Consider the following 21,010-nt stretch of genomic DNA (forward strand, 5'->3'; position numbering starts at 1 on the left):
TAAGATCTGCGATCAGGCTGTCGTTCATTGCGAAGTGTCCGTCCTGCATTGGGCGGGAGATGCCCAGCGGGGCGCGATATAGGCCTGCGGCCGGACAGGCGCAAGAGGGTTTTCTCTAAAACTCTACGCTTTCTTTACTGTTTCCGTCGAAGAGCGGCTAGGCCTTGCTCTGCTCCAGATGCAATTTGAGGGCCTCGACGAACAGCCGGGCCTTTGGCGGCACGAGCCGAGCCGTTGGGTAAAGCGCCCAGATACCAAGCGTTTCCGGTTCGGCGTCTTCCAGCGGCAGCGGCACGAGCCGGCCGATGGCGACATCGTCGGTCACGTTCCATTCCGAGAGCAGCGCCAAGCCCAGCCCTCGAAGACAGGCCTCACGGAGCGCCTCGATCGAATTGCTCGAGCACCGCCCTGTCACGCGCAGCCGTCGCATCCGTTCGCCGACCGCAAAGGTCCAATGCGTAGCGCCTGACAGCACCAGACACTGGTGCCCATCGAGATCGACGAGCCGACGCGGCGTGCCGGAAGCAGCAAGATAGCCGGGCGATGCGTAAAGATGGCGGGGACTGTCGGCGAGACGGCGGGCGACCAGGGTACTGTCGCGCAGAGGAGCGATGCGGATGGCGACATCGACACCGGCGGCCACAATGTCCACCAGACCATCGGTCAGCAGCAGATCGACACGCAGGTCGGGATTGGCGGCGAGGAAAGCTGGCAACATGGCGCTGACCACCTTGCGGCCAAACGGTTCGGAGGCCGTGACGCGCAAGAGCCCGGCGGCACCGGCGGTGGAAGGCCGGACGGCGGCGCGGGCATTGGCGGCGTCCTCGACCATGGTCTCGGCATAGGGAAGAAAGGCTTCGCCTTCCACGGTCAGCGCCAGTGCCCGCGTCGTACGATGCACCAACCGGACACCTAGCTCGTCCTCGAGGGCGGCAAGCCGTCTCGAGGCCGCCATCGGCGCCAGCCCGAGCTTGCGGGCAGCGGCGGCAAGGCTGCCTGCCCGGGTTGCCTCCACGAAAACGGCAACGCAATCCACGTTCATTATATCTGTTTCCGTTATGCGGGCCTATCGATCGATCGCACTATACGCAATCCCGTTATGATTTGTAGGATCACCACACCTTACCTTCCGACCGGCGCCCAAAGGCGCGGAGCCCGCCATGACCTCTTCCTCCCATTCCCTAGGCGCAACGGTGCATGGCCTCTCCCGCGGCCTCACCATCGCCATGTCCGCCGCCACCGGCCTTGCCGTCGCCAATATTTATTACAATCAGCCGCTTCTCGGGGTGATGCAAAGCGACCTTCAGAGCCCGCTCACGCCCTATATTCCGACAGCCACGCAACTTGGCTATGCGGCGGGCCTGTTTCTGCTGGTGCCGCTCGGCGACATTCTGGAACGGCGGGCGTTGATCGTCGGGCAATTTCTCTTGCTGGCGGTATCGTTGGCCGCAACGGCGATGGCGCCGGGTGCCGCGCCGATGCTCGCCGCTTCCTTCGCGGTCGGCCTTGCCGCGACGGTCGCTCAACAGGTGGTACCATTTGCCGCCCATCTGGCGGCACCGGAACGGCGCGGTGCTACTGTAGGAACGGTCATGGCGGGCCTGTTTTCCGGCATTCTGCTCAGCCGCACGGTGGCCGGCTTCGTCGGCGAGTATGCCGGCTGGCGCGCCGTGTTCTGGCTCGGCGTTCCCCTTGCCCTCGGCGCCGCGCTTTGGATGGGGCTGCGTCTGCCGAGAAGCCACCCGGGCGGGGATCTCGGCTATCGCCGCCTTATGGGTTCGCTCATCCATCTTTTCGGTGAGTTTGCCGAACTGCGCCTGGCGGCAGCCACCCAGGCGTTGCTGTTCGCCGCCTTCTCGGCCTTCTGGACGGTGCTTGCCCTGCGCCTTGAGGACCCGCGCTTCGGGCTCGGCGCTGACGTGGCCGGCCTGTTCGGTGTCGTCGGCCTCGTGGGCATTCTGGCGGCGCCTTTGGCGGGCCACATCGCGGACCGGCGCGGGCCGCATGGCGTCATCGCCCTCGGCGCACTGTTGACCCTGGCGGCCTGGGCCGTCTTTGGCCTTTGGTCATCAATCATCGGTCTGGTGGTCGGCGTGGTGGTGCTAGACTTTGCGGTTCAGAGCGCCCTGATCTCCAACCAGCACATCATCTATGCCTTGCGTCCGGAGGCAAGGGCCCGCATCAACACGTTGTTCATGGGGCTCATGTTCCTGGGCGGCGCGGCGGGATCGGCGCTGGCTGGCGCCGTCTGGCCCGTTGGGGGCTGGCCCGCCGTCGCCGCGCTAGGGGCGATCTTCGGGCTTGGCGCCACCCTTCTGCAAGTCGGCAGCCTGATCCGCCGCAAGGCGAGATGAGGCGGCCCGCCGTCAAAGGCGAGCGACACCACGTCGGCGCAGAAGATCGATCACCCGATCAGGTGTCTTGAAACAGGGGATTCCCAGCCGCTGCTGCTCGATGATCAATTCAAGGATCATGAAATGCCCGGGCATGGTGTCGGGCGGCGGCTGCAGGCGAAACGCCCGAACCGACTTCAGGCTGAGATAGGTCTTGCGGTAGGTATAGTGGGCGAAGAAGCGTCTCCGCATCGGAATCTCGCGATCGATGACGACCAGTTCGTCTGCCGATAACAAGATCAACAGGCCGGTGGTAATGCGCCGCCGGTTCTGAAGATTGCGACAGGATTTGCCTGGCGGCTCGAAGTGGATCGGCAGCATGAATTGGCCGCCGTGACGCTCCTCGGCCAGCATCGCATTGAAAAAGAAATCTTCGAACTCCTCGGGCTCGTTTGGCAAGCCGGATGCAAAGTCGTCCGGTTCCGCGAAATGTTGGCGTGCAAAGGCGGCGACGCGGGTCATAAGTTCGGACGACACGGCGTTATAAGGGACCGTTAGCGCATCGCCTTCCTTGAGCAGCAGCATGAAATCGGCCCGCAAGAGATTGCTCACTGTCCTGACGGCTGCCACATCGCCCCAGACGACCTGACGACTGGTGAAGCCTTCGGCGCCATCGGCGGCGGTCAGAAGAGTGAATCCTTCGGCATCAAGCGCGAAGACGGCTTCATAAAGATCCGCACCCGGATAGGCGTCACGCCGATCGATAGAACGCGGGATTTTGACCAGATGCTCAGCGCCCTCAAGACCTGCATAGGCTGAACGGAACCGGGGGGGCATATCGGTCACCGATTTGACCGGCAGAATCCAGGGCCCAAAAGCATCGTATTCGCGAAGGACCTCCGGGTCGACATCTGCCCGGTTCCAAACCCGGCGCTGCGGCGAGCGTCTGCCAAAAAGCCCAAACATCATGTCCTCCTCGCCCTGGGCCGTCGGCTTCACACCACCGCATCGCCAGAGCCCATCCGCGAACCTGCCGTTTCCGCAAAATCGATAGGGCAACCTTACTCTCCGCCTATCGCAACGCAGACTAGATTAACGGCTGTTGAGGGAGCGGGCCGAGCGCCGGCCCCCCCTCAACGCAGCCGAGCATCTATTATTCATACCATCCATTTGATTGATTCTTTAGCCGTTAGTCAGCGTATTGGAGGCTCCCTCCTTGTGTGCCAGGCGGGAAGATCAACGCACTTGCTGCCAGCGATCGCATTTTCCGCCAACGTTTCAAATTCACAAAATTTGTCCGCCTCAAAACGACGCGTTCAATATCGAAAAAGCTGCTCAACGCTGCAGACCGGACCGCCCCGAAAGCGCTCTAAACCGGGCCACTACGCTTGGGCAGGCGTTCGTTTGCTAAGTACAAACCCAAGGTGAGCTTGCATCCGACCCCGAAATGGGCCTAGACCTTTAGTCGTATCGTTTTCGGTGGCATTGCCAAAGAACGCCGCGTTTTCAACATCTCGCTCGCAGGAGCTCTTCAGACCGCTCAATCGCCCTCTTGGACATAAGTCGAAGTTGCGTCTATTGCTCAGAGACGTCTCCTGTGCTACCCCATGGAAACGCTTCCACAACATGTTTGCCCACATGCGACCGACGATTAAGGACATAGCTGAGAGGGCTGGAGTCGGCCTTGGCACCGTCTCGCGGGTGCTGAATGACAATCCGCGCGTGTCTGAAACGACGCGCGCCAAAGTCATGGGCGCGGTTCGTGACCTCAATTACGTGCCGAATTTGGCAGCGCGTGGCCTGTCGTTAGGCAAGACGCAAAGTATTGCCGTCATCGCACCTTTCTTCACACGATCGGTTTTTGTCGAGCGGCTGCACGGCATCGAGGAGACGACTTCGGCAAACGGCTACGATGTTGTGATCTACAATGTCGACGCTGCCGAGAAGCGCGACCGCTATTTTCGCACCGTTCCTGATCCACGCCGCGTCGACGGCGTCATCGTCATTTCCCTGCCGCCGTCGGCACCGGACGTTGCGCGCTTCCAGCGCTCATCCGTTCCGATTGTCTTCGTTGACGTCAGCAATCCCATTTGCACGCCATTTGACCGTATCGTTATCAACGATGTGGAGGGGGGCCGGATGGCCACCCAGCACCTGATCGATCTTGGCCATCGGCGCATCGGCTATATCGGTGACATTCCGCAAGCCGGATTCAACTTCACCGCCGGTGAAGATCGCTTTGAAGGCTATCGTCACGCGTTGGCTGAGGCGGGCATTGCCATTCGTCCGGAGTACCACTTTGATGGCCGCTTCGGTCGCGAGGTGGCCCGTGAGCTTGCCCACCGGATGTTGAGCCTGTCCGAGCGGCCCACTGCGATCTTCGCTTCCAACGATACCCAGGCGCTCGGCGTGCTCGAGGCGGCCCGCGACTTGGGTCTCGACGTTCCCGGCGATCTGTCGGTTGTTGGTTATGACGACATTGAAATGGCTGATTTTTTGGGGCTGACGACGGTCCGTCAGCTGCTTTTTGAATCCGGGTGTCGCAGCGTCGAGGCCCTTCTCAGGCGGCTAGAGGAGCCGGAGGGGGTACCGATCTGCGATTCATTGCCCGTTGAGCTCATCGTGCGCCGGACGACAGCTCCGCCACGTTGATGACGCCGCCGCTTTCCGTCGAGGGGAAGGCGTCAAGGTCGCGCGAGGTGCGCGATTGTTCTTTAGGAAGACCCGACTTGGGAGGTTTGGATGAAACTGAAGTCTTTTAACGCTTGCCTGATGGCATCGGCTTTTGTCGCCTTTGCCGCCGTTACGGCCGCCGCCGCCGCGGATAATGCCCCGTCCGAGCTGGCCGATGCCTTCGCCGGCAAGTTCAAGGGCACCAAGGTTACCGCCTTCGGTCCCTTCACCGCTGGCGACGAAGTTCGCTTCAACGACACCGTCAAGGCGTTCGAGGAAGCCACCGGCATCGACATTCAGTATGAAGGCTCGAAGCAATTCGAGGCGACGATCGCCACGCGTTCCGACGCCGGCAACCCGCCCGACATCGCCGACTTCCCGCAACCCGGCCTGCTCGCCAACTTCGCCAAGGCCGGCAAGCTGGTCGACCTCTCCGCGCAGAAGGATTACTACCTGCAGCAGTACATCCCCAGCTGGATCGACATGGCGACCAAGGCTGGCAAGGATGGCAAGCCCGGTCTGTTCGGCGTGTGGGAGCGCGTGAACGTCAAGAGCCTGGTGTGGTATCCGAAGAAGGCCTTCGACGCTGCCGGTTACAAGGTGCCGACGACCTGGGACGAACTCGAGGCCCTGCAGAAGCAGATCGTCTCCGACGGCGATACGCCGTGGTGCGTGGGTATCGAATCCGGCGCAGCCACGGGCTGGCCGGCGACCGACTGGCTCGAAGAGTTCATGCTGCGCACGACCTCGCTCGAGAATTACGACAAGTGGACCGAAGGCAAGCTGCCTTTCGCCTCGCCCGAGGTGAAGCACGCCGCCGAACTGATCGGCAAGATCTGGCTCGACGAGAAGAACGTCTACGGCGGCCGCAAGGGCATCGTGTCGACCAGCTTCGGCGACTCGCCGGTCAACATGTTCTCTGATCCGCCGAAGTGCTGGCTGCACAAGCAGGGCAACTTCATCACTGCTTTCTTCCCGGAAAAGGCCAAGGCTGGCGTCGACTACTCCTTCTTCTACCTGCCGGGCATCGACCCCGCCTATGGCAAGCCGGTTGAAGTTGGTGGCGACATCTGGGGTGCCTTCAACGATCGTCCGGAAGTCCGGGCTGTCATGCAGTACTTCGCCAAGGCCGAGCATCTGAAGTCCTGGCTCGCCGTTGGTGGCGCCATCGCCCCGCAGAAGGACGTGGACCTCTCCTGGTACAAGAACGACGTCGACAAGGGCGTCGCCGCCATCCTGGCCGGCGCCACCGCCGTCCGCTTTGACGGTTCGGACCTGATGCCGGGCGAAGTCGGCGCCGGTTCGTTCTGGAAGCAGATGACCGCCTGGGTGTCGGGCACCACCGACCTCGACACGGCTCTCAAGGACATCGACGCCTCCTGGCCGAAGAAGTAAGCCATCGACTTAATCCGACTGGCCAACAAGGTTGACTATCGGTTAAGACTTACAATAAGCGCGCTCCCGCTCGATTAAGCGGGGGCCGCGACCCAAAAAGGCGGGACGGAACATGATGATGCTTGCAGCAAGCGTCTTCCTCCAGACCGACTTTTCACGCGGATTTTTCGGACAGAGCGATATTTTCCGTCCCAGCCAGCCTCCGCACCGGATGCCTGGTCTGAATCCGCCGATCGGGTCGACACCGGACTGGGAAGGTTCGGACGGAACACCCGATTTTTCAAACGCCGCTGAGCATAAGGAAGAGCCGGCCGCCACGGGGTCGCGCTCCGGGGGACAGACATGACGCTTCTCAATCCCGACGCGGACGAACACTCCGCCGAACTTGCGCGCGCCCGTCGACGGCGAAACCGCGCGATTTTCACCCTTCTGGCCGGCATCGTCGCAGCAATCGTGCTGTTCGAAGGCTTCTTCCTGCTGCGCGACAGCCGGGCGCCGAAGCTGGTGGTGGCCCTGTTCGCCATGATCTGGGGCGGAGGCGGCATGGCGATCCTTTACCTGATCGCCAATCAGCTGGTGGAATTCACGTCGTCCCAGTGGCAGCGCCGGCTGACGCCGGTCGTCTTCGTCGCCCCGGCGATTGCCTTCGTCGTCTATTTCCTCGCGCTGCCGGCGGTCCGCACATTCATCGCCAGCCTGTTTGATCGCGACGGTTCGAATTTCGTCGGCCTCGCCAACTACATAACGGTGTTCACCGAACCGTTCATGCTGGTCACTTTCCGCAACAACGTGCTGTGGATCGTGTTCGGCGCCAGCTTTACCATCATATTCGGCCTGCTCGTGGCCGCGCTGGCCGACCGCAGCAAGTTCGAGAACCTCGCCAAGGCCATCATCTTCATGCCGATGGCCATCTCATTGGTGGGCGCCGGCGTCATCTGGAAGTTCATCTACGCCGTCCGCGACCCGAGCGACGTGCAGATCGGCCTGCTCAACGCAATCGTCACCGCCCTTGGCGGCGAGCCGCAAGCCTGGATCGCCATGCTGCAGCCTTGGAACAATCTGTTCCTGATCGTCATCGTCGTCTGGATGCAGACCGGCTACGCCATGGTGCTGTTCTCGGCGGCCATCAAGTCGGTGCCGACCGATATCATCGAGGCCGCCCGCGTCGATGGTGCCGGCGAGTTCAAAATCTTCTTCTCGATCATCATTCCCTCGATCATGGGCACCGTCGTCACGGTATCGGCCACCGTCATCATCTTCACGCTGAAGATCTTCGACGTGGTGCTGGTGATGACTGGTGGTCAATATGGCACGGACGTGATCGCCACCCAGTTCTACAACCAGTATTTCGTCAACCGCAACTTCGGCCTCGGCTCGGCAATCGCCATCATCCTGCTGCTGACCGTCGTTCCGGTGATGGTCTACAACCTGCGCCAGTTCAACAAGAGGGAGACCCTGTGATGGCCAAGTCAAAGGGCAACCCCTTCCCACGCGTCTTCGTCAACACCACGCTGGTCGTCATCTGCCTGCTGTGGCTGATCCCGACGCTCGGCCTGTTCGTCTCCTCCTTCCGCCCGCGCGACGAAATCATGTCGTCGGGCTGGTGGACGATCCTGCCGCATCGCGTCTGGGTAACCACCGAGCAGTTCACACCCGACCCGTCGATCGACCGCACCGGTGTCATGAACTTCGAAGGCGCCACCGGCACCTTCGAACAGCTGCGCCAGGGCGTTGAATCGCCGGATGGCAAGCGCGTCGTCTGGATCGGCAACCGGCGTGCCGGCACCGTGCAGGTGCAGGAAAAGCAGTGGACCGGCATTCCAGCCACCACGCTGCAGAACTATCGCGACGTGCTGGTCGGCAAGAACGTGACCATCGAAGGCAATGCCGAAGAGGCGGCCCGCAAGGGCGAGGATATGGCTGACGCCTTCATCAACTCGATGGCCGTCACCTTCCCCGCCGTGGTCATTCCGATCCTGATGGCCGCCTTCGCTGCCTATGGCTTTGCCTGGATGCGCTTTCCCGGCCGCAAACTGGTGTTCGCGCTGATGGTGGCGCTGTTGGTGGTGCCTTTGCAGATCGCGCTGGTGCCGGTGCTCACCGACTATGTGCACCTGAAGCTCAACGGCACTTACATGTCGGTCTGGCTGGCCCATACCGGCTTCGGTCTGCCGCTCGCGGTGTTCCTGCTCTATAACTACATCTCGACGCTGCCGCGCGAGATCATGGAAGCGGCGATCGTCGATGGCGCATCGCACTTCAAGATCTTCTGGCGGCTGGTGTTGCCCCTATCGACGCCGGCGCTCGCTTCCTTTGCGATCTTCCAGTTCCTGTGGGTCTGGAACGATTATCTGGTGGCGTTGATCTTCATCGGCAACGTGCCGGGCGTGCAGGTTCTGACCATGCGGCTTGCTGACATGGTGGGATCGCGCGGCTCCGACTGGCATCTGCTCACCGCCGGCGGCTTCGTGTCGATGCTGCTGCCGCTGATCGTCTTCTTCTCGCTCCAGCGCTACTTCGTCCGCGGCCTGACGGCCGGCTCGGTGAAGTGATCGGCTGAACATTGGACAACACCCCGCGCGTGCGGTTCCGGGAAGACGGAACCCGCCGGTGTTAAGAGAACAAGGGAGTTACTACATGGCCAGCCTTACGATGCGCGACGTACGCAAGAGCTTCGGGCGGGTGGATATCATCAAGGGCGTCGACATGGACATCCGCGACGGCGAGTTCGTCGTGTTCGTCGGTCCGTCCGGCTGCGGCAAGTCGACGCTACTCCGCATGGTGGCCGGTCTCGAGGAGATCACCGCCGGCGAGATCCTGATCGACGACAAGGTGTGCAACGACATCGCCCCCAAGGACCGCGGCATCGCCATGGTGTTCCAGTCCTACGCGCTCTACCCGCACAAGTCGGTCTACGCCAACATGGCCTTTGCGCTGGAGATCGCCGGCTTCTCCAAGGCTGAGATCGCCGAAAAGGTGGCCAAGGCCGCCAAGATCCTGCACATCGAGCACCTGCTCGACCGCAAGCCCGGCCAGCTCTCCGGCGGCCAGCGCCAGCGCGTCGCCATCGGCCGCGCCATCGTGCGCGAGCCGAAGATCTTCCTGTTCGACGAGCCGCTCTCCAACCTCGATGCGGCGTTGCGCGTCTCGACCCGCGCCGAGATCGCCAAACTGCACGAGGATCTCGGCTCGACCATGGTCTACGTGACGCACGACCAGATCGAGGCGATGACGCTGGCCGACAAGATCGTCGTTCTGGAGGCCGGCAATGTCCGGCAGATCGGCGCACCGCTTGAGCTTTATCATCGGCCGCAGAACCTGTTCGTCGCCGGCTTCATCGGCTCGCCGAAGATGAACTTCCTGAAGGTGAAGGCGAGCGCCGCCGATGCCGAAGGCATCACGGTCGCCGGTGACGGCGTGCCGACCCTCAAGGTGGCGGTGGACTCGACCGGCGCGGCAGCCGGTGACGACGTGACGCTGGGCATCCGTCCCGAGCACATCAAGCTCGGCACCGAGGGTGGCCTGCCGGTCACCGTTACCTTCGTCGAGCGCCTGGGTCATCAGACCATCGTGCAGGCCCATCGCGGCAGCGAGGAAACGCCGCTACTCGCCGTGCTGGATGGCGACGTGCCGGTGAAGGCTGGCGAACAGCGTCAGTTCGTCTTCTCGGGCGACGACTGCCACCTGTTCAACGCCGCAGGCAACGCCTACGTCCGCCGCTTCGTGCCTGAATGAACTCGGCTCCGTCGCCATTGGCGGCGGTCGCTTCATCACTTCCGGGCCATCCCGGAAGTGATTTTTCATTTCCCCTCTCCCGGGACAGCACCGTGAAGAACCAAGTCCAGCTCATCACCTACGTCGACCGGCTCACTGCCGGCGGTTTCTCCGACCTCAAGGCGCTGGTCGACGGCCCGCTTAGCGGCGTCATCGGTGGTGTCCACCCCCTGCCCTTCTTCGACCCGATCGATGGCGCCGATGCCGGCTTCGACCCGAGCGACCACACGGCAGTCGACCCTCGCCTCGGTGACTGGAACGACGTTCGGGCACTGTCGACGTCGGTCGACATCATGGCCGACATGATCGTCAACCATGTTTCGGCAGACTCGCCGGCTTTCAAGGACTTCCTTGAGAAGGGTGACGCCTCCGAATTCGCCGACATGTTCCTAACCTTCGGCAAGGTGTTTCCCGACGGCGCTACCGAGCAGGACCTTCTCGCCATCTACCGGCCGCGTCCCGGCTTCCCATTCAACAAGATGACCTTTGCCGACGGCTCGAAGCGCCTCATCTGGACGACCTTCACGCCCAAGCAAATTGACATCGACGTGTTTTCCAAGCACGGCGCCGCCTATCTCGACGCCATCCTCTCCCGCTTCAAGGAAGGGGGCGTCACCGCCATCCGCCTCGACGCCGCCGGTTACGCCGTCAAGAAGCCGGGAACGAGTTCGTTCATGATCCCGGAAACCTACGCTTTTCTCGGCGAGTTGGCGGAGAAGGCGCGCGGTCTCGGCATGGAGGTGCTGGTCGAGATCCACAGCTACTATCGCGACCAGATCGAGATCGCCAAGAAAGTCGATCGCGTCTACGATTTTGCGCTGCCGCCGCTGGTCCTGCATTCGCTGTTCACCGGCGAGGCCGGACCACTCGCCGAATGGCTGAAGATATCCCCACGCAACGCCATCACCGTACTCGACACCCATGACGGCATCGGCGTCATCGACGTCGGCGCTGCCACCGACGGCCGCCCAGGCTTGCTCGCTCCCGCCGCGCTCGATGCGCTGGTGGAAACCATGCACGAGCGGTCCGGTGGTGAGAGCCGGCAGGCGACCGGCGCGGCCGCCTCCAACCTCGACCTCTATCAGGTCAACTGCACCTACTATGACGCGCTCGGCAAACGCGACAGCGAGTATCTGATCGCCCGTGCCCTGCAGTTTTTCGCGCCCGGCATTCCGCAGGTCTATTACGTCGGCCTGCTCGGCGGCGTGAACGACATGGGCCTCCTCAATCGCACCAAGGTCGGTCGCGACATCAACCGTCACTATTATACGCCCGAGGAAGTCAGGACCTCGCTCGACAAACCGGTGGTCAGAAAGCTGTTCAAGCTCGCCCGGTTCCGCAACACGCATCCCGCCTTCGACGGCGATTTTACGGTCGAGCAGCCGTCGGCGAGCCGGCTGGTGCTAAGCTGGACGAAGGACGACGAACGCGCTGCGCTCGATGTAGACTTCAAGACGATGACCGCCTCGATTAGCCACAGGGGCGTCGGCGGCGACGGTCAATTCGTTGTCGGCTAAATGGATGAGTATGTCTGATTTGCAGTTGCTCGGGGCGGATCGCAGCAGTCCCTCCCGAGCTGAGATTGCATGCCTTCAGGCCTCGGCGTCGCTCTCAGCACCGCCGTTCATGCGGTTGAGATATCGATATATGGTCGTCTGAGAACATCCGAGCTTCTCGGCAACATATTTGACCGCACCTTTCATCATGAAGATGCCCTTGTCGTTGAGGATCGCCACCAGCGCCAGTTTGTCGCGATGACTGAGTCGCTCGCCACTCGCCTCGCGTGACTGCAGTTCCTCGTCGATCAGGTGATCGGTGAGTTCGGTCAAGGAGTTGGGGAAGCTCTCGCTCACCTCGGTCGGTGACGGCGCAGCCCGCACGGCCGCCGCCTCCTCGTTATAGGCGAAGTTAGTCTCGACGAAGACGTCAGGGTGGCGGAGCTTCAGAATGCGATCGGATAGTTCGCGGTAGCGGCTGTCGTCGAAGTTGATGCACAGCATGCCGACCAGGCGCCCCTCCTCGTCCTTGACGAAGAATGTCGACGAACGCAGCAGCTTGCTGCCGGCAACGCCCACATAGTTGAGGCGATAATCCTGCGTCTCGTAGGAGTGGTTGATGATCGACTGCAAGGCTACCGAGGTGAGCGGTGCACCAATGGTGCGACCGCTGACGTGGCCATTGGCAATGGCGATGATCGACTTATCGGCATCGCCGAGGTCGTGCAGCACCACCTCGTAATCCGGCCCAAGCACGGAGCCGAGAAACTCCGTCAGCTTCATATAGCGCTGGATCCAACCGCCCGACATCGGCACGTCTCCCTGCCGGACTCCATCCGGCCTTTCCGCCCGACTTGCGGTGGTCGCGCCGGTTTTGTCAATCCGGATCACGGGAACCGGTCCTTCGTACATTTCCTGAAGGTCTCCCATTCTTCGCGCAATTGTTGGCAAGTTCGAGCCTCTTCCGACGCAATAGAATTTCCAACACGCGCGTCAATTGCAAAAATATCCACACATTCGGCCTCGGAAATCCGAGGAAACCCTAGGATAGTGTAAATTTATTGACAGATATGGGCCGAAATGCAACAGATGTTGACACATGTGCAGCAGATTCCAGCTCATGTGCAAAAATGTTTGCAGATTCCTAGAGACGCTGTCCGCCAGTCGCATGCGACGACCGGGGTGCCCAATGGTCTGTAGGAGGTAACGGACAATGGCTATCAAGTATTTCCCCGAACCGTTCCGTATCAAGGCGGTGGAACCGCTCCGGATGCTCTCGGCGGAGGAGCGCGCAGCCAAGATCGCTGCGGCGCACTACAACCTCTTCAATCTTGCCGGCGAGGATTGCTACATCGATCTTCTGACCGACAGCGGCACCGGTGCCATGAGCCAGGAGCAGTGGGCCGGCGTGATGCGCGGCGACGAGGCCTATGCCGGTTCGTCGAGCTATTACAAGCTGCTCGAGGCGGGTAAGGACATCTTCAATTACGGCTATATCCAGCCCGTGCATCAGGGCCGTGCCGCTGAGAAGGTGCTGTTCCCGATCCTGCTCGGCAAGGGCAAGTTCGCCATCTCCAACATGTTCTTCGATACGACGCGCGCCCATGTCGAGCTGACCGGTGCCCGCTGCATCGACTGCGTCGTCGGCGTCGCCAAGGACCCGTCGCACCGTGCGCCCTTCAAGGGCAACATGGATGTCGCCAAGCTGAAGAAGACCATTGCCGAGCTGGGTGCCGAGAACATCGGCCTGATCGTCATGACGATCACCAACAACTCGGCCGGCGGTCAGCCCGTGTCGATGCAGAACATGCGTGAGGTGGCCGAGGTCGCTAAGGCGAACGGCATCCCGCTCGACATCGACGCCGCCCGCTATGCCGAGAACGCCTTCTTCGTGCAGCGTGATGAACCGGGATATCAGAACAAGTCGATCAAGGAGATCATCCGCGAGATGTTCTCCTACGGCGACATGTTCACCATGTCCGCCAAGAAGGACGCCATCGTCAACATCGGCGGCATGATCGGTGTCAAGGATGGCGACTCGCCGCTGATCTTGAAGATCAAGGCGAACTGCATCTCCTACGAAGGCTTCTTCACCTACGGCGGTCTCGCCGGCCGTGACCTCGAGGCACTGGCGATCGGCCTCTATGAGGGTATCGACAACGACTACCTTCGTTACCGCATCGGTCAGGTCGAGTATCTCGCCGCTCGTCTCGACGATGCCGGCATCGGCTACCAGACCCCGGCCGGCGGCCACGGTGTGTTCGTCGACGCCCGCGCCATGCTGCCGCACATTCCTTACAATGAGTATCCTGGCCAGGTTCTGGCCATCGAGCTCTACAAGGAAGCGGGCATCCGCTCCTGCGATATCGGCTCCTACATGCTGGGCAACGACCCCGACACGGGCAAGCAGCTCAAGGCCGATTTCGAGTTCACTCGTCTCGCCATTCCGCGCCGGGTGTACACGCAGGCTCACATCGACATCATGGCCGAGGCCCTGATCGAGATCAAGAAGCGCGCTCACACCATCAAGCGCGGCTATCGCATCACCTGGGAGCCGCCGATCCTCAGGCACTTCCAGGCTCACCTCGAGCCGATCGCCAATGAGGCCGGCCGGGTGAACAAAGAGGAATACACGGTCGCCGCCCAGTGAGGGTGAACTGACCTAACCAAGCAGGCGAGCGCCGCAAGCCGAGGAGGGGCGTGGCGCTCGCTCCGACAGGGGATCGATCGGATCATGGCCAGCAGGGCCGTTATCCGGCTCAACGGGAGGACATCATGTCTTCGGAAACGCAATCACATCTCGCGCGCGGCCTCAAAAACCGCCACATCCAGATGATCGCTCTCGGTGGGGCGATCGGCACGGGCCTTTTCTACGGCTCGGCTGCCTCGATCAAGTTGGTAGGGCCCGGCATCATCGCCTCCTACATGATCGGCGGCTTCGTGATGTATCTCATCATGCGCATGCTCGGTGAGATGTCGACTGAAGAACCGGTGGCCGGCGCCTTCAGCCACTTCGCCTACAAGTACTGGGGCGAATTCGCCGGCTTCCTGGCCGGTTGGAACTACTGGTTCCTCTATATTCTCGTCTCGATGGCCGAACTGACCGTTGTGGGCATCTACGTCGCCTACTGGTTCCCAGACTTCCCGCACTGGCTAACGTCGCTGATCGTGCTGATCTCGATCACCGGCATCAACCTGATCAACGTCCGCCTCTATGGTGAAGCCGAATTCTGGTTCGCCATCATCAAGGTGCTGGCGGTGATCGGCATGATCGTGCTCGGCCTAGTCCTGATCGTCTTCGGTCTCGGCGGCGAAGCGACCGGTCTCTCCAATCTCTGGTCCCATGGCGGCTTCTTGCCGAATGGCATCTGGGGCCTCCTCTTGTCGCTCGTCGTGGTGATGTTCTCCTTCGGTGGCACCGAGCTGATCGGCATCACCGCCGGCGAAGCCGATGACCCCAAGAAGTCCATCCCCCAGGCCATCCGCCAGGTGATGTGGCGTATCCTGCTGTTCTACATCGGCGCCCTCACGGTCATGATGATCATCTTCCCGTGGGATCAGGTCGGCATGGAAGGCAGCCCGTTCGTCACCATCTTCTCGAAGCTCGGCATCGGCTCGGCTGCCAATATCCTGAACTTCGTGGTGCTGACCGCCGCCGTCTCGGTCTACAACTCCGGCATCTACTCCAACGGCCGCATGCTCTACAGCCTCGCCGAGCAGGGTAACGCGCCGAAGGTGTTCACCAAGCTCGGCGCCAACAAGGTCCCCTATGTGGCGATCCTGTTCTCGTCGGCCTGCACGCTGGTCGTGGTCGCCATCAACTATCTGATCCCGGAAGGCGCCTTCATGCAGGTGATGGCTGTCGCTACCACTGCCGCCACCATCACCTGGGTGATGATCGTGCTGGTCCACATGAAGTTCCGCAAGGCGCATGCAGCGGAGGCCGACAAGCTGACCTTCCCGGCACCCTTCTACCCGATCGCCAACTACTTCTGCGTCGCCTTCATGGCCATGATCATCGTGGTGATGACGCAAATGCCGGACATGCGCATGTCGGTGCTTGTCCTTCCGGTCTGGCTGATCGTTCTCTACGTCGGCTTCATGTTCCGCGGTAACGCCCGGACCGCTGCTGCCGAGTAATCGAAGACATCCGAAGACACAAAGCGGCGCGGCCCCATGGACCGCGCCGCTTTTTATTGTCGGGATGGCTGTCAGGCCGCTGCGTCGTCGTCGAACCGGATCGAGCGTAGCTTGTCGACGCCCATGACTTGCAAGGCGAGCTTCTCGTAGAACGGCTCGGACTGGCCGGATCGGATCTTCCTCAGGAAGTATTTTTCGAAGCCGACCTTGGCAACGTGAACCCAGTAGCCGGACGACGACCAATTGACGTTGCGCGGTGGGATTTGCGGCTGGGCGACGAAGGCCACGCCATTGTCACCGAAGTCGGCCAGGCAGATGGCATTCCACGACGCCTCGGCGTTGGGCGCCTTACCCTTGGTCATCCGCTCGATATTGTGGGCGGTTGCCGTCACCATGGATTCAATCATGAAGCCGGTCTTGGGCACGCCGACCGGCACCGCCGTCTTGGTCACCGGGGGAATGGCAACACAGACTCCAATGGCAAAGATATTCGGGAACTTCTGGTTCTGCTGGTGCTTGTCGATGGTGACGAAGCCGCGTGGATTGACGAGACCGGTTGCGCCTCTCACCGCACCGACGCCCCGGAAGGCCGGTAGGATCATCGAGAAGGCAAAAGGCAGATCGTGCTTGGCCTTCGGCGCACCATCCTCGGTCAGTTCCTCGACATGCATCATGCCGGCGTCGACCGTCTCGATACGTGCGTTGGTAATCCACTTGATGTGATGGCCGCGAAGCTGCCCTTCGAGAAGACCCTTGGTGTCGCCGACGCCATCGAGGCCGAGATGGCCGATATAGGGCTCGGGTGTGACGAAGGTCATCGGCACGCGATCACGCACCCGGGCGTCGCGTAGCGCCTTGTCCAGGACGAACGCAAATTCATAGGCTGGGCCGAAGCAGGACGCCCCCTGCGCGGCGCCAATGATCACCGGACCGGGATTGGCAATCAGCCGATTGACCGCCACCTTCGCCTCGACAGCGTGGCTTACCTGGCAGATCGACTGCGTGTGTCCCTCCGGACCGAGACCGGGCACTTCGTCAAACGCCAGATCCGGCCCTGTCGCGATAACCAGGTAGTCGTAGGAGACGCTGTCCCCGCCGATCAGCTCGATGCGGTTCTCCTCGGGCAACAGCCGTTCCGCGCCCTCGGATCTCAGAGCGATCCCTGCCTTCGTGAAGACCGGCGCAAGATCGACCTCAACCGAGGCCGGATCACGCCAGCCGACCGCCACCCATGGATTCGAGGGCACGAACGAATAGGTCGTTCCCTTGTTGACGACGGTGACCTGATGGTCCCGGCCGAGAACCTTGCGAAGCTCGTAGGCCATGATCGTCCCACCGAGCCCTGCCCCCAGCACCACGACATGCGACATGATTGCTCTCCCACCAGCCCTAACTGGACTGCTTTATTTTAGTATATAATAATATACAGTATTCTACGCAGGCGACCGATGCGACTTTCGTCTTGGACTGAGAGGGTCTGAAACGAAAACAAAAAGGGCCGCCACGTGTTGCGTGGCGGCCCCAAGCTCATCACTGGTGCCGTTGGTCAGATGAACAGCGTTGCCGACGACTGTTGCGCTTCACCCAGGAATGTCGCAACGCCACCAATCTCAACGCCGTCGATCAGCTCTTCCCGCCGAATGCCCATGACATCCATCGACATCTGACAGGCCACGAGCGTGGCACCGCCCTCGACCAGCGAGGCGAGCAGGCTGGCCGGCGTATCAACGTGCTTGTCACCCATCACCTTGCGCATCAGGCGACCACCGAGCCCGCCGAAGTTCATGTTGGACAGACGGTTGAGCCGGGCGGCACCCTTCGGAAGCATGAAGCCGAATGCAGCATCGATCATTGGTTTTCTTGGGCTTGGCACATCGGGTTTCCGCAACACGTTGAGCCCCCAGAAGGTGAAGAACAGCGTCACCTTCGAGCCCATGGCAAGGGCTCCATTGGCGATGATCAGTGAGGCCATCACCTTGTCTAGGTCGCCCGAGAACACGACCAGCGTCGTGCCATCCCGATTTGCGGCTGTCATTCTCTCGGCCGCCGCAACCGGCATCGGGGCTGCCTTGCGAATTCGGGCGGTGATCACGCCCTTGTCGGTGCCGACGACAAGCAGCTGATGGCCTGTCTTGTCGGCCCAGGCGCGGATATCCCGGCCAAATGCAGGGTCCGATGCCCGGACATCCAACAGATCGCCCGTTTCCATCGCCTCGATGGCCCGGAACGTCTTGAGGATGGGACCGGGGCATTGCAGGCCGGTGGCATCAAGCGTCTGAACGCCGCCTACCAGATCCACCCGACAATTGCCGCTCTGAGCTTCAATTTCAGAGGGGTCGCGGCGGCGAATATCCTCGTAGTCGAACAGATCGGTGCTCGTCTGCTTCTCGGTTGCCCAGGCGTAGGTTTTGAAGCCGCCCGTCAGGTTGCGAACATCCGTGAAGCCTGCTTGTTTCAGGATGCGATAGGCGAGATAGCCACGAAGACCGACTTGGCAGAAGATCACCATGGGCTTCTCGGGATTGAGCTCACCGATCCGTTCGCGCAGATGATCGAGTTCGATATTGCGGGCGCCAGGCAACGTGCGGATCGAGAACTCCTCTGGCGTGCGCACGTCGATGAGCTGAATGGAGGCGGGAGCATCCCGCAGCAGGTCGCGTAGGTCGCGCCAGCCGATGATCTCATGGCTGCCGTTCAGCACGTTCTCCGCGACGTAGCCGGCGATGTTGACCGGATCCTTGGCCGAGCCGAAGGGCGGTGCATAGGCCAGCTCCAGTTCGGTGAGATCGGTCACCTTGAGGCCGGCGCGGATCGCCGTAGCGATCACGTCGATGCGCTTGTCGGCACCGTCGATGCCCACCGCCTGCGCGCCAAGGATCGTCCCATCGAGACCGTAGACCAGCTTCAGGCTGATCTGCTGACTACCGGGATAGTAGGACGCATGCGAGCCGGAATGAGTGATGCTGGCACGGTATGGAATGCCCAGCGCCTTCACCGCCGCCTCATTGAGGCCGGTACAGGCGGCCGCCAGATCGAACACCTTGAGGATGGCGGTCCCCAGCGTGCCGCCATAGCTCTTGTAACCGGCGACATCGGCAGCAAGCATGTTGTCGGCGACGATGCGCGCCTGTCGGTTGGCCGGGCCGGCCAGCGGGATCAGCGCCATGCGGCCCGACACCTTGTTCGTCACCTCGATGGCATCGCCAACCGCGAAGATGTCGGAGTCGGAGGTGACAAGATGCTCGTCGACCTTGATGCCGCCGACGGCGCCGAGTTCGAGCCCCGCGTCGCGGGCGAGTTTCACCTCGGGGCGCACACCAATGGCCAGTACGACGATGTCGGCCTGGATGCGCTTGCCCGAAGCGAGAAAGACGAGGGTGTGATCGGGGCGATCCTCGAAATGTTCAACCTTGTCGTCGAGATAAAGCTCGATTTGCTTGTCCCGCATGTGGGCATGAACAATGGCCGCCATTTCATCATCAAAGGGGGCAAGAACATGCGGTGCGCCTTCGACAACGGTGGTGAACAGGCCGCGCTCATGGAAATTCTCTGCCACTTCGAGGCCGATGTAGCCACCGCCAATGACCACCGCCCGACGCGGCTTGTTGTCGGCAAGCGAAGACATGATGCGATCGAGATCGGGGATGTTGCGCAGCGTGAAGATGCGTGGAGAGCCGATTCCGGGGATTGGCGGCCTCAAAACTTCGGCGCCCGGCGACAGCAGAAGGCGATCGTAGCTCTCGGCAGTTTCCTCGCCGCTGTCGAGATTGCGCAGTGTCACCGTCTTGGCCGCGCGGTCGATGGATAGCGCCTCGGTGCGCGAGCGGACGTCGACATGATAGCGCGCCTCAAACCCAGCCTCCGAGGTCACCAGCAGCTTGCCGCGTTCGGCAATGGCACCGGAGATATGATAGGGCAGCCCGCAGTTGGCAAAGCTGATGTAGGGGCCCCGTTCAACCAGGACGATCTCCGCCCGCTCGTCGAGGCGGCGCAGGCGGGCCGCTGCCGTGGCGCCGCCAGCGACGCCGCCAATGATGAGGATCTTCATGCCCGACTCCACTCCATGTAACTCGTATATACGCAATTACTGAAATAATGGGGCTGGAACAAGACGGAGAAATAGGTATGCGATGAAGCGAGCCGACGGTTCCGCGTAGAAAGGTGCGCGGTTTGGGGGTGCGGGAGATCCCTCCTCCGCACCCGACATGACAAGATCAAGCGTGGCTGACTGGTCCGATCGGCCAGACAGTGCGGCCATAAACCTCGTTCAGCACCTGTGCCAGACCAGCGTAGATAGCCGAAGCGCCGCAGAACAAGCCTTCCCAGCCAGCCAGATGGGTGATCGCCTCATTACCGGTGGCGTCGCCGATGGCCAGCAGCGCAAACAGCACGGTCAGCGAGCCGAACACCACCTGCAGCGCACGATTGAGGCGCAGCGTGCCGATGAACAGGACGGCGGTGAAAACACCCCACATGCCGAGGAAGGCTGGCATGGCGGCGTCCGGCGACGGGCCGGCGATGCCGAGCGACGTCTTCTGGAGAACGATGAGGCCGACCAGCGACAGCCAGAACATGCCGTAGCTGGTGAAGGCGGTGGCGGCGAAGGTGTTACCCTTCTTCCATTCCATGATGCCGGCGATCATCTGGGCGAGGCCGCCATAGAAGATGCCCATGGCCAGGATCATCGTATCCATCGGGTAGAGGCCGGCATTGTGGAAGTTGAGAAGCACGGTGGTCATGCCGAAGCCCATCAGCCCAATCGGGGCGGGATTGGCGGTGGCGTCGTTCAAATGGGCGGAGCTCATGGGGACATCCGGTCAGGAGAGGCAAATGACCGGCGCTCGCCGGCGCCTCAACGCCCGCCGCAAGCACCGGCGGCGCCATCCCTAGAGGAGATGCCCGGAAAAACGAGTTGGGAAAGACGCATAGGTCAGGCAGATGCCGTCAGCTGTCGTCGCGCAGGAACATCACGGCGAAACCCATCTGCACGCTCGAAAAGGTCAGCCCCACCGAAAAGGTCAGCACCGAGAGCGCGAGAATTGCCGAAGACGACGCGAAAATCAGCGTCGCAATGCCGCCGATGTCGAACGCCAGTAACAGCCCGACAAACAGCAAGGCGATGCCGAAGCCGATCGCCGCATGGCGAATGAGGAAGCGAACCAGAAGCGGCAGGCTGTAGATGCTCATCGTCTCGCCTCC

The 21,010-nt window shown here is 61.7% G+C and carries 16 protein-coding genes; 9 read left to right on the forward strand and 7 right to left on the reverse strand.

Features of this window, described 5'->3' with window-relative positions; all coding sequences use genetic code 11:
- Positions 1-157: 157 nt before the first annotated feature.
- The gene (locus G522_RS0115405) at positions 158-1,042 is read right to left on the reverse strand and encodes a LysR family transcriptional regulator (protein WP_026791818.1); all 885 of its coding nucleotides are present in this window, start codon (positions 1,040-1,042) and stop codon (positions 158-160) included.
- 118 nt (positions 1,043-1,160) lie between these two features.
- Here G522_RS0115405 and G522_RS0115410 point away from each other — a divergent pair, with 118 nt between their 5' ends.
- Positions 1,161-2,354, forward strand: a complete 1,194-nt coding sequence (locus G522_RS0115410; RefSeq protein WP_026791819.1) for an MFS transporter — start codon at positions 1,161-1,163, stop codon at positions 2,352-2,354.
- Between the two features lie 12 nt (positions 2,355-2,366).
- Here G522_RS0115410 and G522_RS0115415 read toward each other — a convergent pair whose 3' ends face one another.
- Positions 2,367-3,170 (reverse strand): hypothetical protein, encoded by an 804-nt coding sequence (locus G522_RS0115415; protein ID WP_156886946.1) that lies wholly within the window; start codon positions 3,168-3,170, stop codon positions 2,367-2,369.
- A gap of 789 nt (positions 3,171-3,959) precedes the next feature.
- Here G522_RS0115415 and G522_RS29045 point away from each other — a divergent pair.
- From G522_RS29045 to gtfA, 6 genes are all read left to right on the forward strand, one after another.
- Positions 3,960-4,985, forward strand: coding sequence for a LacI family DNA-binding transcriptional regulator (locus G522_RS29045; RefSeq protein WP_051228680.1), 1,026 nt, complete (start codon positions 3,960-3,962; stop codon positions 4,983-4,985).
- Between the two features lie 90 nt (positions 4,986-5,075).
- A complete protein-coding gene (locus G522_RS0115425) occupies positions 5,076-6,401 on the forward strand; it encodes an ABC transporter substrate-binding protein (RefSeq protein WP_026791821.1) in 1,326 nt (441 codons plus the stop codon).
- A 342-nt stretch (positions 6,402-6,743) separates the two neighbouring features.
- Positions 6,744-7,862: a carbohydrate ABC transporter permease gene (locus G522_RS27085; RefSeq protein WP_084633213.1), complete on the forward strand. Its 1,119-nt coding sequence runs from the start codon at positions 6,744-6,746 to the stop codon at positions 7,860-7,862.
- The gene (locus tag G522_RS0115435; RefSeq protein WP_026791822.1) at positions 7,862-8,953 is read left to right on the forward strand and encodes a carbohydrate ABC transporter permease; all 1,092 of its coding nucleotides are present in this window, start codon (positions 7,862-7,864) and stop codon (positions 8,951-8,953) included. Before G522_RS27085 ends, G522_RS0115435 begins: the two co-directional genes overlap by 1 nt.
- A gap of 85 nt (positions 8,954-9,038) precedes the next feature.
- Entirely contained in the window at positions 9,039-10,136 is a 1,098-nt protein-coding gene (locus tag G522_RS0115440) for an ABC transporter ATP-binding protein (RefSeq protein WP_026791823.1), read from the forward strand.
- A 92-nt stretch (positions 10,137-10,228) separates the two neighbouring features.
- Positions 10,229-11,692 (forward strand): sucrose phosphorylase, encoded by a 1,464-nt coding sequence (gtfA, locus tag G522_RS27090; protein WP_036839581.1) that lies wholly within the window; start codon positions 10,229-10,231, stop codon positions 11,690-11,692.
- A 75-nt stretch (positions 11,693-11,767) separates the two neighbouring features.
- Here the strand turns inward: gtfA and G522_RS0115450 are convergent, their stop codons facing one another.
- Entirely contained in the window at positions 11,768-12,481 is a 714-nt protein-coding gene (locus G522_RS0115450; RefSeq protein ID WP_026791824.1) for a helix-turn-helix transcriptional regulator, read from the reverse strand.
- Between the two features lie 403 nt (positions 12,482-12,884).
- Here G522_RS0115450 and G522_RS27095 point away from each other — a divergent pair, with 403 nt between their 5' ends.
- Both G522_RS27095 and G522_RS0115460 read left to right on the forward strand, forming a co-directional pair.
- Positions 12,885-14,321 carry a tryptophanase gene (locus G522_RS27095; RefSeq protein WP_051228681.1) on the forward strand — a complete coding sequence of 479 codons (1,437 nt, stop codon included), beginning with the start codon at positions 12,885-12,887 and terminating at the stop codon, positions 14,319-14,321.
- 125 nt (positions 14,322-14,446) lie between these two features.
- Positions 14,447-15,811 carry an amino acid permease gene (locus G522_RS0115460; protein ID WP_026791825.1) on the forward strand — a complete coding sequence of 455 codons (1,365 nt, stop codon included), beginning with the start codon at positions 14,447-14,449 and terminating at the stop codon, positions 15,809-15,811.
- 71 nt (positions 15,812-15,882) lie between these two features.
- Here G522_RS0115460 and G522_RS0115465 read toward each other — a convergent pair whose 3' ends face one another.
- The 4 genes from G522_RS0115465 to G522_RS27100 all read right to left on the reverse strand — a co-directional run bounded on the left by G522_RS0115465 (position 15,883) and on the right by G522_RS27100 (position 20,998).
- Entirely contained in the window at positions 15,883-17,181 is a 1,299-nt protein-coding gene (locus G522_RS0115465; RefSeq protein WP_026791826.1) for an NAD(P)/FAD-dependent oxidoreductase, read from the reverse strand.
- Positions 17,182-17,357: 176 nt separating this feature from the next.
- Positions 17,358-19,859 carry an FAD-dependent oxidoreductase gene (locus G522_RS0115470; protein WP_026791827.1) on the reverse strand — a complete coding sequence of 834 codons (2,502 nt, stop codon included), beginning with the start codon at positions 19,857-19,859 and terminating at the stop codon, positions 17,358-17,360.
- Positions 19,860-20,025: 166 nt separating this feature from the next.
- Complete coding sequence (locus G522_RS0115475) at positions 20,026-20,616, reverse strand: acetate uptake transporter (RefSeq protein ID WP_026791828.1); 591 nt, start codon at positions 20,614-20,616, stop codon at positions 20,026-20,028.
- Between the two features lie 139 nt (positions 20,617-20,755).
- Positions 20,756-20,998 carry a hypothetical protein gene (locus G522_RS27100; RefSeq protein ID WP_051228682.1) on the reverse strand — a complete coding sequence of 81 codons (243 nt, stop codon included), beginning with the start codon at positions 20,996-20,998 and terminating at the stop codon, positions 20,756-20,758.
- Positions 20,999-21,010: the final 12 nt, after the last annotated feature.

Origin of the sequence: Pleomorphomonas oryzae DSM 16300, from assembly GCF_000422965.1 — a bacterium.
Taxonomy (GTDB): Bacteria; Pseudomonadota; Alphaproteobacteria; order Rhizobiales; family Pleomorphomonadaceae; genus Pleomorphomonas; species Pleomorphomonas oryzae.

Bases quoted from the DNA above. Each gene is read 5' to 3' on its own strand.
- G522_RS0115405 (WP_026791818.1), bottom strand. From the start codon at position 1,042: ATGAACGTGGATTGCGTTGCCGTTTTCGTGGAGGCAACCCGGGCAGGC.
- G522_RS0115410 (WP_026791819.1), top strand. From the start codon at position 1,161: ATGACCTCTTCCTCCCATTCCCTAGGCGCAACGGTGCATGGCCTCTCC.
- G522_RS0115415 (WP_156886946.1), bottom strand. From the start codon at position 3,170: ATGCCCCCCCGGTTCCGTTCAGCCTATGCAGGTCTTGAGGGCGCTGAG.
- G522_RS29045 (WP_051228680.1), top strand. From the start codon at position 3,960: ATGTTTGCCCACATGCGACCGACGATTAAGGACATAGCTGAGAGGGCT.
- G522_RS0115425 (WP_026791821.1), top strand. From the start codon at position 5,076: ATGAAACTGAAGTCTTTTAACGCTTGCCTGATGGCATCGGCTTTTGTC.
- G522_RS27085 (WP_084633213.1), top strand. From the start codon at position 6,744: ATGACGCTTCTCAATCCCGACGCGGACGAACACTCCGCCGAACTTGCG.
- G522_RS0115435 (WP_026791822.1), top strand. From the start codon at position 7,862: ATGGCCAAGTCAAAGGGCAACCCCTTCCCACGCGTCTTCGTCAACACC.
- G522_RS0115440 (WP_026791823.1), top strand. From the start codon at position 9,039: ATGGCCAGCCTTACGATGCGCGACGTACGCAAGAGCTTCGGGCGGGTG.
- G522_RS0115450 (WP_026791824.1), bottom strand. From the start codon at position 12,481: ATGTCGGGCGGTTGGATCCAGCGCTATATGAAGCTGACGGAGTTTCTC.
- G522_RS27095 (WP_051228681.1), top strand. From the start codon at position 12,885: ATGGCTATCAAGTATTTCCCCGAACCGTTCCGTATCAAGGCGGTGGAA.
- G522_RS0115460 (WP_026791825.1), top strand. From the start codon at position 14,447: ATGTCTTCGGAAACGCAATCACATCTCGCGCGCGGCCTCAAAAACCGC.
- G522_RS0115465 (WP_026791826.1), bottom strand. From the start codon at position 17,181: ATGTCGCATGTCGTGGTGCTGGGGGCAGGGCTCGGTGGGACGATCATG.
- G522_RS0115470 (WP_026791827.1), bottom strand. From the start codon at position 19,859: ATGAAGATCCTCATCATTGGCGGCGTCGCTGGCGGCGCCACGGCAGCG.
- G522_RS0115475 (WP_026791828.1), bottom strand. From the start codon at position 20,616: ATGAGCTCCGCCCATTTGAACGACGCCACCGCCAATCCCGCCCCGATT.
- G522_RS27100 (WP_051228682.1), bottom strand. From the start codon at position 20,998: ATGAGCATCTACAGCCTGCCGCTTCTGGTTCGCTTCCTCATTCGCCAT.